Annotated in this window: 11 protein-coding genes; 7 read left to right on the top strand and 4 right to left on the bottom strand. The window is 70.8% G+C overall.

What is annotated here, in order from left to right:
* Window positions 1–9 precede the first annotated feature (9 nt).
* Window positions 10–294: a DUF2530 domain-containing protein gene (locus VGX25_RS02165; RefSeq protein ID WP_326915818.1), complete on the bottom strand. Its 285-nt coding sequence runs from the start codon at window positions 292–294 to the stop codon at window positions 10–12.
* Between the two features lie 31 nt (window positions 295–325).
* On the opposite strand from VGX25_RS02165, the gene VGX25_RS02160 reads away from it, so the two are divergent.
* The 3 genes from VGX25_RS02160 (at window position 326) to VGX25_RS02150 (ending at window position 3668) form a co-directional block, all read left to right on the top strand.
* The gene (locus VGX25_RS02160; protein WP_326915816.1) at window positions 326–1798 is read left to right on the top strand and encodes an NCS2 family permease; all 1473 of its coding nucleotides are present in this window, start codon (window positions 326–328) and stop codon (window positions 1796–1798) included.
* 32 nt (window positions 1799–1830) lie between these two features.
* Window positions 1831–2274: a MarR family transcriptional regulator gene (locus VGX25_RS02155; RefSeq protein ID WP_326915815.1), complete on the top strand. Its 444-nt coding sequence runs from the start codon at window positions 1831–1833 to the stop codon at window positions 2272–2274.
* A 113-nt stretch (window positions 2275–2387) separates the two neighbouring features.
* Window positions 2388–3668 (top strand): MFS transporter, encoded by a 1281-nt coding sequence (locus tag VGX25_RS02150; protein WP_326915814.1) that lies wholly within the window; start codon window positions 2388–2390, stop codon window positions 3666–3668.
* Between the two features lie 120 nt (window positions 3669–3788).
* Here VGX25_RS02150 and VGX25_RS02145 read toward each other — a convergent pair whose 3' ends face one another.
* The gene (locus VGX25_RS02145) at window positions 3789–5285 is read right to left on the bottom strand and encodes a glutamate--cysteine ligase (RefSeq protein WP_326915813.1); all 1497 of its coding nucleotides are present in this window, start codon (window positions 5283–5285) and stop codon (window positions 3789–3791) included.
* A gap of 200 nt (window positions 5286–5485) precedes the next feature.
* Here VGX25_RS02145 and VGX25_RS02140 point away from each other — a divergent pair, with 200 nt between their 5' ends.
* Genes VGX25_RS02140 through VGX25_RS02130 form a run of 3 tightly spaced genes read left to right on the top strand, consistent with a single transcriptional unit; the run spans window position 5486 to window position 8232 of the window.
* Window positions 5486–6292, top strand: coding sequence for an RNA methyltransferase (locus VGX25_RS02140; protein WP_326915812.1), 807 nt, complete (start codon window positions 5486–5488; stop codon window positions 6290–6292).
* A gap of 20 nt (window positions 6293–6312) precedes the next feature.
* Entirely contained in the window at window positions 6313–6915 is a 603-nt protein-coding gene (locus VGX25_RS02135; protein WP_326915817.1) for a DUF2537 domain-containing protein, read from the top strand.
* Window positions 6916–6933: 18 nt separating this feature from the next.
* Window positions 6934–8232 carry a protein kinase domain-containing protein gene (locus VGX25_RS02130; RefSeq protein ID WP_326915811.1) on the top strand — a complete coding sequence of 433 codons (1299 nt, stop codon included), beginning with the start codon at window positions 6934–6936 and terminating at the stop codon, window positions 8230–8232.
* Here VGX25_RS02130 and VGX25_RS02125 read toward each other — a convergent pair.
* Window positions 8229–10079: an ABC transporter ATP-binding protein gene (locus VGX25_RS02125; RefSeq protein WP_326915810.1), complete on the bottom strand. Its 1851-nt coding sequence runs from the start codon at window positions 10077–10079 to the stop codon at window positions 8229–8231. The genes VGX25_RS02130 and VGX25_RS02125 overlap by 4 nt on opposite strands.
* Window positions 10076–11758 carry an ABC transporter ATP-binding protein gene (locus VGX25_RS02120; protein ID WP_326915808.1) on the bottom strand — a complete coding sequence of 561 codons (1683 nt, stop codon included), beginning with the start codon at window positions 11756–11758 and terminating at the stop codon, window positions 10076–10078. Before VGX25_RS02120 ends, VGX25_RS02125 begins: the two co-directional genes overlap by 4 nt.
* Before the next feature lie 302 nt (window positions 11759–12060).
* Between VGX25_RS02120 and VGX25_RS02115 the strand changes: the two genes are divergently transcribed.
* Window positions 12061–12291 (top strand): hypothetical protein, encoded by a 231-nt coding sequence (locus VGX25_RS02115; RefSeq protein ID WP_326915807.1) that lies wholly within the window; start codon window positions 12061–12063, stop codon window positions 12289–12291.
* Window positions 12292–12345: the final 54 nt, after the last annotated feature.

Genomic DNA, 12345 nt, shown 5'->3' with positions numbered 1-12345 from the left:
GGATGGGGGTTACAGGTGGGGTTGGGCACCGCGGGTGCCGCGGCGGGAGGCGGTGCGTTGCCACCACATGATGGGGAGGCCGATGAGGCCGAGGGTGGTGCCGGCGAGGGCGGTCCAGAGCCAGATGGGGGGCCCGATGTCGAAAAGGTAGCGGAGGGTGAGGAGGGTGCAGGTGGCTAGAAGCCAGAGGAGGGTGCCGGCATAGATCAGTGGGGGGAGGGCGAGGAGGCGGGCGGGGAGGGGGTGTGGGGGCGGAAGTGACTTCTGTGTATCGGTTGGCGGTTCGGGTTCCATTGAGGACGGCACGTCAGGGAGGCTACCCCGCATGGCTACGACGACCGCGCGGGTCGAGGCGCGCAGCGCGCTCGACCGGTTCTTCAAGATCAGCGAGCGGGGGTCGACGACCGGCCGGGAGATCAGGGGTGGGCTGGTCACGTTCGTCACGATGGCGTACATCGTGGTGTTGAACCCGCTGATTATCGGGAGTTTCTCGGCGCAGGACGGGAATGCGCACCGGGACGCGTTCGGCAACATTCTGCCGGTGGGGCAGGTGGCGGCGGTCACGGCGCTGGTGGCCGGGGTCATGACGATCCTGTTCGGACTGATCGCCAACTATCCGTTCGCCATGGCGACGGGGTTGGGCCTCAACGCCTTTGTGGCCGTCAGTATCGCGCCGCAGATGAGCTGGCCGGCGGCGATGGGGCTGGTCGTGGTGAACGGTCTGGTCGTGCTGGTTCTGGTGGTGACCGGGGTGCGCACGATGGTGTTCAACGCGGTGCCGGCGGCGTTGAAGTCGGCGATCGCGGTGGGGATCGGGCTGTTCATCACGTTGATCGGGTTGGTCGACGCAGGGTTCGTGCGGCGGGTTCCGGATGCGGCGAACACGACCGTCCCGGTGGGGTTGGGGATCAACGGGTCGATCGCGTCCTGGCCGACGCTGGTGTTCGTCATCGGGTTGGTGATCACCGGGGTGCTGATGGCGCGCCGGGTGCGGGGGGCGCTGCTGATCGGCGTGATCGCGACGGCGGTGATCGCGATCATTCTGGAGGCGATCGTCAACGCCGGGCCGTCGCTTGGGACCAATCCGAAGGGGTGGAACCTGGGGTATCCGGCCGCCCCGGACGACGTCGTTGGCATCCCCGACCTGTCGCTGGTCGGTGACTTCAACTTCGACGCCTGGGTGCAGGTGCCGGTGATCACCGCGGCGCTGCTGGTGTTCACGTTGGTGCTGACCGACTTCTTCGACACGATCGGCACGATGACCGGTCTTGGCAAGGAGGGCGGGCTGCTCGACCCCGACGGACAACTGCCCGGCGTCGGCAAGGCGCTGTTCGTCGACGGGCTGGGCGCGGTGGCCGGCGGGGCGGCGTCGTCCAGCTCGAACACGGTCTACATCGAGTCGGCGTCCGGGATCGCGGAGGGGGCGCGGACCGGGCTGGCCAACGTGGTGACCGGGCTGCTGTTCATCGCGGCGATGTTCTTCACGCCGCTGTACCAGGTGGTGCCGATCGAGGCGGCGGCGCCGGCGCTGGTCATCGTGGGCGTGCTGATGATGGCTCAGGTCAAGGAGATCGACTTCTCCGACTTCACCATCGCGCTGCCGGCCTTCCTGACGTTGGTGGTCATGCCGTTCACCTTCTCCATCGCCAACGGCATCGGGGCCGGGTTCATCAGCTACGTGCTGCTGCGGCTGCTCACCGGGCGGGCCCGCGGGATCCATCCGCTCATGTGGATCGTGTCGGCGGCGTTCGTCGTGTACTTCGCGCTCGGGCCGATCCAGGCGGCGATCAACGGATGACAGGAAACTAGTTAGTGAGGTATGCTAACTATGTGCCGGAGCAGGACGGCAACGAGCGCCCACTGGCCAGCCGGCTGAGGCTGGCCGTGGTGCGGCTCAACCGCAGGCTCCGGGCGCAGCGGACGAGCACATCGGTGACGCTCACCCAGTTCTCGGCGCTGTCGAGTCTCAAGAAGTGCGGCCCGATGACGCCCGGCGAGCTGGCGGCCAAGGAGGTCGTCCAACCGCCGTCGATGACCCGGGTGATCGCGGCCCTCGAGGAGCTCGGGTACGTCAGCCGGCGGCCGCATCCGACCGACGGCCGGCAGTCCATCGTGGAGCTCACCGAGTCGGGCCTGGCCTACGTGCTGGCCGACATCTCGGCCCGCGAGGCGTGGCTGGACAAGCGGCTCGCCGAGCTCAGCGACGCCGAGCGGGACACGCTCGCCGAGGCAGCGGAGATCATCGACAGAATGGCGGGGCACAAGGACCAATGAGGTGGATCGCGGGTAACCGGTCAGATCGCGACTCGACGCTACCCGATCCACCGAAGTCCACCGCTCGACCCGAAAACGCCGAAACCTCGACCGGCCCGCGAGAGCATCGGAGCATGTTCGGCTCGCTGCGGGTGCGCAACTACCGCCTGTTCGCCTCCGGCCAGGTGGTGTCGAACATCGGCACCTGGATGCAGCGGGTCGCCCAGGACTGGCTGGTCCTGGTGCTCACCGGCTACGACCCGGTGGCGCTCGGCATCGCGGCCACCCTGCAGTTCCTGCCGGTGCTGCTGTTCACCCTCTGGGCCGGCGTGCTCGCCGACCGGCTGGACAAGCGCAAGCTGCTGGTCGTGGTGCAGAGCGGCATGGCGCTGTCGGCGCTGGTGCTTGGCGTGCTGGACGTCACCGGGCTGGTGCGGCTGTGGCACGTGTACGTGCTGTGCTTCGTACTCGGCATGTTCGCCGCGGCCGACATGCCGGTGCGCCAGTCGTTCGTGGCCGAGATGGTCGGCCGGCGCCAGCTGACCAACGCGGTCGCGCTGAACTCCTCGACGTTCAACCTGGCCCGCGTGGTCGGCCCGGCGATCGCCGGAATGATGATCATCTGGGTGGGCACCGGCTGGGTGTTCCTGATCAACGCGGTGAGCACGGTCGCGGTGATCGTCCAGCTGATCCGGATGAACCCGGCCGAGCTGCACCGCGGCACCCCGGCGCCGCGCCGGCGCGGGGCGCTGCGCGAGGGCCTGCGGTACGTGCGCGGGCGCCCGGACGTGCTGACCGTGCTGGCGCTGGTGTTCTGCGTGAGCACGTTCGCGATCACCTTCTTCACCACGCTGGCCATCGCCGCCGCCAACGTGTTCCACCGCCAGGCCGACTCCTACGGGCTGCTGTCCACGCTGCTCGCGGTCGGCACGCTGACCGGCGCGCTGCTCGCCGCCCGGCGCAGTACCCGGGGCCGGCCGGGCCTGCCGCTGCTGGTCGGCTCCGCGGCGGCGTTCGGCGCGCTGGAGCTGGTCGCCGGCCTCATGCCCACGTACCTGACGTTCGGGCTCGCGCTGATCCCGGTCGGCGTGGCGCTGATGACGTTCATGACGACCGCCAACAGCACCGTGCAGCTCGCGGTGGCGCCGGAGATGCGTGGCCGGGTGATGGCGCTCTACATGCTGGTGTTCATCGGCGGCAACCCGATCGGCGCGCCGATGACCGGCTGGCTGGCCGCCGAGCTCGGCGGCCGCTCGCCGTTCATCGTCGGCGGCGCGATCGCGACGGTGTCCGGCCTGGCGTGCGGCCTGCTGCTCGCCCGGCGCCGGCGCCTCGACCGCGGCCGCTCCAACGTGGCTTCCCTGCAGGGAAAGGATCATCATCAGGTCAGCTACAAGCACGCGGCGGCGAGCTAGCTTGTCACGGGACGGAAGTTAGGCTAACCTAACTTCCGTCCGCTTCGTGGTGGGAGCGGCAGTCAGTTCGGGAACAGCGGGGCCCCGCTCGGCCGGCGGGGCCCCGCGCTCGTACCCCGGTCAGCCCACCGGCCAGGTGTGCACCGGATCGCCGGCCTGCATCAGCCCGATGTACCGGCGCAGCATGGCCAGCAGGGCGTCTTCGCGGGTGTGCCCGCGGCTCTCCAGCAGGGCGACGGTGTCGCGCTGCCAGGACGATCCGGTCTGCCGGGCAAGGCAGCGCCGCTCGATCACGCCGAGGTAGCGCTCGCGGGCGACGTCGGACACCCCGCAGTCCCGCAGGCCCTCGTGGGCCAGCGGCAGCAGCACCCGCAGCACCAGCTCGTCCGGCGGCACCCAGCCGGTGCCCGGCCAGTACAGCTGGGCGCCGAACGCGTGCCGGGCCCCGGCGTACAGGTTCTCCCGAGCGCAATCAAACGACATGTGTGTCCAGAGTGGACGGTCCGCGGTGACCAGCGCGCGCTGGGCGCCGAAGAAGAACATCGCGTTGGCCACCAGGTCGATCACGGTCGGCCCGGCCGGCAGCACCCGGTTCTCCACGCGCAGGTGCGGCACGCCGTCGAACACGTCGTACACCGGGCGGTTCCACCGCCAGATGGTCCCGTTGTGCAGCCGCAGCTCGGAAAGCTTCGGCGCGCGGCCGGAGTTCAAGGCCTCGAACGGATCCTCGTCGTCGAGCTCGGGCAGCAGGCCGGGGAAGTACCGGACGTTCTCCTCGAACAGGTCGAAGATCGAGGTGATCCACCGCTCCCCGAACCACACCCGCGGCCGCACGCCCTGGTTCTTCAGCTCCTCCGGCCGGGTGTCGGTCGACTGCTCGAACAGCGGGATCCGCGTCTCGTGCCAGAGCGCCTTGCGCAGCAGGAACGGCGAGTTGGCCGCGATCGCGACCTGCACGCCGGCCAGGCACTGCGCGGCGTTCCAGTGCGCGGCGAACTGCTCGGGCGCGACCTGCAGGTGCAGCTGCGCCGACGTGCACGCCGACTCGGTCACGATCGAGTCGGCGTAGCTGTGCAGCTTCTCCGAGCGCTGCCCGGGGATCGCCGGCCCTTCCATGTGCAGCACCATGTCCTCGCCGCGTGCGGCGAAGATCTCCTCGTTGAGCAGGGCGTAGCGCGGGCTGTTGGACAGCCACCGCGGATCGAAGTGCTCCTCGCGCAGGGTGGGCAGCATCCCGGTCAGCACGATGCTCGCCCCGGCGTCGCGCGCCTTGAGGTTGGCGTCGGCAAGCGCGGCGGTCAGCTCCAGCTCCAGCTCGACGGCCTGGTTGCCGGACAGCGGTCGCGGCCGCACGTTGAACTCAAGATTGTGCTGCGCCAACTCAATCGTGAACGACGGATCGTCAAGCTTTTCCAGCACAACGGTATTCGCCATCGCCGGCTGCAGATCATCGTCGACGAGGTTGAGCTCGATCTCAAGGCCCATCCGCGGCGGCGATTGCGCGAACCCTCCCTCGGCGAGCATTCTGGCCAACGCGTCGAGGCAACGCTGCACCTTGAGCCGGTAAAGTTGCCGATCCGCATGGCTGAACGCCACGGTCGTGACAGCCCGTCCCATGCCGCCCTCCCTCGAGCACGCCAGGTTTGCCGACTGTTGAGCGGGGATATCCACCGTGACACAGCGACGAACCGCATTGCTAGGGGCCAAAGAGGTGCACGTGCCGGCCCGGCTGTGACTCTGCGCAAGAGGTCGCGGCCGGATGCACGTGCACGGGCGGGCGATGTCCCACGGTCGGTGCGCATGCGAGACTCTCCGTCGTGGCTCGGGTGATCGAGGTGACGGATCCCGCCGACCCCCTCGTGGCCGATTTTCGGGACCTGACCAGGGCGGATCGGCGTCCCGACCGCCCAGGCGGCCAGGGTCTGGTGATCGCCGAGGGGGTCGTGGTCGTGCGCCGACTGCTCGCCTCGCCGTACCCGCTACGCGCCGTGCTCGGCATCCGGCGGCGGATCGACGAGCTCACCGAACTGGCCGATGTCGACATCCCGGCATACGTCACGTCGGCCGACGTGATGGCGAAGGTGGTCGGCTTCCACCTCAACCGCGGCGTGCTCGCGGTGGCCGACCGGGCTCCGGCCGCGCCGGCCGAGCGGATCGTCGCGCGGGCCCGCCGGCTCGCCGTGCTCGAGGGCGTCGGGGATCACGAGAACCTCGGCGCGCTGTTCCGCAACGCCGCCGCGTTCGGCGTCGACGGCGTCCTGCTCGGCCCCGGCTGCAGTGATCCGCTGTACCGGCGCAGCGTCCGGGTCTCCATGGGGCACGTGCTCGCCGTGCCGTTCGCCCGGCTCGAGCCCTGGCCGGGCGGGCTGAAGTGGTTACGGGATCAGGGTTTTCGCGTGCTGGCGATGACGCCGGCCGGTACCCTGCCGCTGGCGGACGCGCTCTCGCCGGACGACCGGGTCGCGGTGCTGCTCGGCTCGGAAGGGCCGGGGCTGACCGCGGAGGCGGTCGACGCGGCGGACGCCGCGGTGCGGATCCCGATGGCGAACGGGGTCGACTCGCTCAACGTGGCCACCGCGGGCGCGGTCGCCTTCTACGTGCTGGCAAGCCTGGCGGGGAGCTGATGACGGTTCAGGACACGGGGTTGCAGCTGCGCGCGGTCGGCGAGCGGGCGGTGCTGGTCGGGCACGACGGGCAGGACCGGCGCGAGGTCGACCCGGGCAGCCTCGCGCTCGACCGGGATCTGGCCGAGGCCCTGCACGAGTGGGCACGGGTGGCCTCGGCCGTCGTGCGCTCGGCCACCGGGGGCGCCGCGGCCGGCGCCGTGGTGTCGCGCCGCGGTCTGCAGCTGGCCGGCCGGGTCGCCACCGCCATGGGCGTCCCGGTCACCTACGTCGACCCGCTGACCGACAAGGAGTCGGTGGTCGAGCCGTCCGACGAGGAACGCCCGGAACACCCGGCCTGGCCGCCCCGCCCGGAGCACCCGCCGGAACCGGTGCCGTGGCTGACCGGCCTGACCGTGTCGGCGTTCGTGTTCGTGCTGGTGCTCTTCGCCGTGCTCACCCTGGCCACCACGCTGGCGGTCACCAACCCGTTGCTGGCGATCGGGTCCAACATCGTCGTGACGGTGGGCCTGCTGCCATCGGTCTGGCTGGTCCGGCAGACGCCGATCTGGCGCTGGATCGGCTTCGGCGTGGCCGCCGCCATCGCGGTCGCCTGGCTCGCGCTGCCGTTCATCCTGCTGTGACCGACCTAGAATCGAGCCGTGACCGAGGTGATCGCCGGGCGGTACCGGCTGGTGGACCTGATCGGTCGCGGGGCGATGGGGGAGGTATGGCGGGCCCGCGATGAGCCGCTCGACCGGGTCGTGGCGGTCAAGCTGCTGCGCGCCGACGGGCCCGACGGCGAGGAGGCCGACCGGCTCGGCCGGCGCGAGGGCCGGGTGGGGGCCAGGGTCCGGCACCCGCACGCGATCATGGTGCACGACGCCGTCGAGCACGCCGGGCGGCCGTGCCTGATCATGGAGTACTTCCCGTCGCGCAGCCTGTGGACGGTGCTCGACGCGGACGGTCCGCTGCCGCCCGACGCCGTCGCCCGGATCGGGGCGCAGATCGCGTCGGCGCTGGCCGCGGCGCACGGCGAGGGCGTCGTGCACCGCGACATCAAGCCGGGCAACGTGCTGCTCGCCGCGGACGGCACGGCCAAGATCGCCGACTTCGGCATCTCCCGCGCCCTCGGCGACGGCACGGCGACCGGCAGCGGGATCGTCGGCACGCCGGCCTACCTCGCCCCGGAGGTGGCCCGCGGCGAGCCGGCCAGCTTCGCGTCGGACGTGTTCTCCCTCGGCGCCACCCTGTACACCGCGCTGGAGGGCACGCCGCCGTTCGGCCACGACGACAACCCGATCGCGCTGCTGCAGCGGGTGGCGCACAGCCGGATCACCCCGCCAAGCCGGTCCGGCCCGCTCACCGGCCTGCTGCTGTGGATGCTGCGGGACAACCCGGCAGAACGCCCGCTGATGTCCGAGGTCCACGAGGCGCTGGCCACCGGGCAGCCGGTCGAACCGCCACCCCCGCGCGATCCCACCCTTGTCCTGCCCGCCAGGCGATTCCCGCGGCGGGCCGTTCTCCTCGGCGCGGGCGCGGCGGTCCTGGTCGCCACGGGCGTGGTGATCGGGACGCTGATCGGTCGGGAGCCGGCCGCGGTCGGCACCTCCACGCCGCCCGCCACCGGCACCTCGGCGCCCAGCTCGGCCGCGACGCCGTCCTGCGCGGCCTCGTACGAGGTGGCCGGCCGCTGGCCGGGCCACTACCAGGTCAACGTGACCGTGCGCAACGGCACCGGATCCCGGCTGACGGGCTGGACCGTGCGCTGGCAGCTGCCGGCCGGGCACTCGATCGACAACCTGTGGAACGGCGACCTCGTGCGCGACGGCTCGGCGGTGACCGTGTCCGACGTGGGCTGGAACGCCCTCGTCCAGCCCGGCGAGTCCACCTCGTTCGGCTTCAACGCCACCGGCTCCGGCGACGACCCGCCCCCGACGATCACCTGCTCCAGCTCCTAGACCAGCGAGTCCAGCCAGGTTCGGTGCAGCGTGGCGAACCGCCCGCCGGCGCCGCCGATCAACTCCTCCGGCGAGCCGTCCTCGACCACCCGGCCGTCGTCGATCACCAGCACCCGGTCGGCGATCAGCACGGTGGATAGCCGGTGCGCGATGATCAACGCGGTCCGGTCGGCAAGGACCGACTCCAGCGCCGCCTGCACGGCCCGCTCGGTCGGCAGGTCGAGGCTGGACGTCGCCTCGTCGAGCACCAGCACCGCGGGATCGGCGAGGAACGCCCTGGCGAACGCCACGAGCTGGCGCTGCCCGGCCGACAGCCGCCCGCCGCGCTTGCGCACGTCGGTGTCGTAGCCGTCGGGCAGCAGCTCGATGAACGCGTCCGCCCCGACCGCCCGCGCGGCCGCCACGATCTCCGCCCGGCTCGCGCTCGGGCGCCCCAGCGCGATGTTGTCGGCGACCGACCCGGCGAACAGGAAGCTCTCCTGGGTCACCATGACCACCTCGCGGCGCAGGTCCGCGTCGCCGATCCGGGCCAGGTCGACCCCGTCCAGCGCGACCGTGCCGGACGTCGGGTCGTAGAACCGCGCGACCAGCTTGGCCAGCGTGGACTTGCCCGCCCCGGTCGGTCCGACCAGCGCCACGGTCTGCCCGGCCGGGATGGTCAGGCTCAGCTCGGGCAGCACCACCGGCGTCGCCGGGCCGTAGCGGAACGACACCCGGTCGAACGTCACCGTCCGCCCGCCGGCCCGGTCCGGCAGCGTGACCGGCTCGCGCGGCTCGTCGACGTCCGGCGTCTCCTCGAGCAGGCCGGAGATCTTCTCCAGCGCGGCGCTGGCCGACGAGTACGTGTTGGCGAACATCGCCATGTCGTCGAGCGGGTCGTAGAACCGGCGCAGGTACAGCGTGAACGCGGTCAGCACGCCCAGCTCGAGGCCGCCGCCGGCGACCCGCCAGGCGCCGACCGCCAGGATCAGCGCCAGCGACAGGTTGCCGACCATCCGCACGGTCATGGTGTACGTCGCGACCAGGTTGAAGGTTCGGGCGTGCGCCCGGCGGTACCCGTCGTTGAGCTCGTCCATGATCGCTTGGTTGCGGGACTCGCGGCGGAACGCCTGCACCGCGCGCATCCCGTTCATCGTCTCGACGAACTGGACGATGATCTTCGCGATCGCCGAGCTGGTTCCCCGGTAGGTGTGCCGCGAGCTGCGGTAGAACCACCGGGTCACCAGCAGCAGCGGGATGAACCCGACCAGCACCAGCAGGGCCAGCGGCACGTCGAGCACCAGCAGCATGACGGCGATGCCGACCACCGACAGCGCCGCGGACAGCAGGTCCTCCATGCCGTCCTCGATCAGGTCGTTGAGCGCGTCGATGTCGCTGGTCATCCGCGAGATCACCTTGCCGGAGGTGTACTTCTCGTGGAACGAAAGGGAAAGCCGCTGCGCGTGCACGAAGATCCGCCGGCGCAGCTCGAGGATGACGTCCTGCCCGACCCGCCCGACCAGCCGCAGGAACAGGTAGCGCAGGGCGGCCGAGGCCAGCCCGGCGCCCATGTACCCGGCGACGCACCAGACCAGCACGGCGAGGTCACCGTGGATCGCGTCCGGGATCCCCACGTCGATCGCGGCCGCGATCAGCAGTGGGCCGGTCAGCGCGGTCAGCTGCTCGCCGACCACCAGCAGCAGGCTCAGCAGCGCGCCCCCGATGTGTGGCCGGATCAGCGAGCCGAGCAGCCGGCGGGACCGCTTCTGCAGCCGCAGGCCGACGGTCCGGTTGACGTCGGCGATGTCCTCGGCGGCCACCCCGCGCCACTGTTGCTCGGTGGTGGCCGGAACCGGCTGCGTGCTCATGCCACCACCTCGCTCCGCTCGATGTCCAGAGTGGACAGTAGGTTTCGGTATTCCTCGTTGTTGGCCAGCAGCTGGGAGTGCGTGCCCACCGCGGCGATCCTGCCGTCGGCCAGCAGCGCCACCCGGTCGGCGAGCTGCACCGTGCTCGGCCGGTGCGCGACCACCAGCGCGGTCACCCCGTGCAGCACGCTGCGCAGCGCGCGCTCCACCTCGGCCTCGGTCGCAACGTCCAATGCGGACAGCGGGTCGTCCAGCACGAGCACCGCCGGCCGGCCGACCACGGCCCGCGCCAACGCCAGCCGCTGCCGCTGCCCGCCGGACAGGGACAGCCCCTCCTCGCCGATCCGCGTGTCCAGTCCCCATGGCAGCGCGTCGACGAACTCCTCGGCCTGGGCGATCCGCAGCGCCTCGCGCACCGCCTCGTCGCCGGCCCCAACCGCGCCGAGGGCCACGTTCTCCCGGACGCTCGCCGAGAACAGCACCGGCTCCTCGAACGCGGTGGCGACCACCGAGCGCAGGTCGTCCAGGGTCAGCGACCGGATGTCGACCCCGTCTATCGTGATCCGCCCGCCGGTGACGTCGGCGAGCCGGGGGACCAGCGTGGTCAGCGTCGTCTTACCGGTTCCGGTCGCGCCGACGATCGCGATCGTCTCACCCGGACGGACATCCAGGTTGACCCCGCGGAGCACCTCGCGCTTTGCCCCATCGTGTCCGAAGTGGACATTCTCGAACCGGACGTGCCCGCGCACCGGCTCCGGCAGCGGCCGCGGCCGCTCCGGATCGGTGATGGTCACCTCCGCGTCACGGATCTCCCAGTACCGCTCGCACGCGCTGGCCGCCTGGTTCGTCTCGGCCAGCAGCCACCCGATCGAGTCCGTCGGCCAGCGCAGGTACGTCGCCACCGTCACCGCCGCCACCAGCGTGCCGATCGTCATGGTCCCGTTGGCGATGCCCAGCGCCCCGAACAGCAGGTGCCCGCCGATGCTCAACTCCGGCAGCACGATGATCGCCGCCCACAGCAGCGCCACCACCCGCGCCTTGTGCAGCTCCGTCCCGCGCAGCTCGCGCGCCTGCCGGACGAACTTGCCGGCCAGGTGCCGCCCGCGCCCGAACGCCTTCAGCACCCGGATCCCCAGCACCGACTCCTCGACCGTGGTCGCCAGATCCCCGGCCTGATCCTGGCTGCGCCGCGCCAGCACCTTGTACCTGGTCTCATATTTCGTCGAGATCAGAATCAGCGGCGCCGCGCAGCACAGCGAGATCACCCCGAGCACCGGCGACAGCACGAACAGCACGCCCAGCCCGAGCACCAGCGTAATACTGTTGACCACAAGGAAAATCGCCGCAAACGCGATGAACCGCCGCAACGTCGACAGATCCGACACCGCCCGCGACAGCAACTGTCCCGACTGCCACCCGTCATGAAACGTGATCGGCAACCGCTGCAGATGCCGGTAAAGGTCGGCCCGCAGCCGCGCCTCGACCTGGGTGATCGGCCTGGTCATCAGCTTGCGCCGAACAAAGAACAGCAGCGCCTCCGTCGCCCCCAGCCCCGCCACCCCCAACACCAACCAGGGCAGCAGACCAATCTCCCGGTGCGCCACCGGCCCGTCCAAAATCCGCTGCATCACCAGCGGAATCGTCAGCCCGCACAGCATCGACCCCAGCACGGCAACCATCGAGCCGACGATCCGCCACCGCACCGGTCGCAAATACGGCCCCAGTCGTCGCAAAGCCTCGACACTGGAGCCGCGTCTATGTCGGGTCCCACTCCACTCAGTCATGATCATCCCCTCCACACCCCTCCCGACCGTAAGGGATTCCCACCACCCAGGCATCCGCTTTTCCTGGACAGAATCCGACCTCCACCGCACTGGAGGTCAAGCACCCCAACCCATCCCAGATGCACCCGACCCGTCCCAGATACCCGATCCGGCTACCCCGAGCGCGAAACCCGCCCCGGGTGGGAAGATCTGAAGACATGACGGTGCGGTTTCTGCGCACGGAGCCGACCATGGCCTTCCCCGCCGGCCGGCTCCTGGCCCTCCGCGAGGGACAGCTACACGTGCTGGCCCCCGACGGCTGGACCCGGCTAGGCGGTGACCGGCCCATCGGCGCCACCCCGGTCAGCCGTGAGGAGGCCGAGGACTGGTGCGAACGCGAGGGCTGGGACCTGCACCTGCTCGATCAGGTCCCGACCCTGACCGGCTGACTCTCCACCAAGATCGTCGTTTTGGGGTGCCGACGCCCCCATAGGGGCGTCAGC

The organism is Actinophytocola sp., assembly GCF_035942955.1.
Taxonomy (GTDB): domain Bacteria; phylum Actinomycetota; class Actinomycetes; order Mycobacteriales; family Pseudonocardiaceae; genus DASYTH01.
The sequence above is the reverse complement of the archived record's forward strand: the minus strand, read 5'-3'. Positions and strand labels throughout refer to the sequence as shown.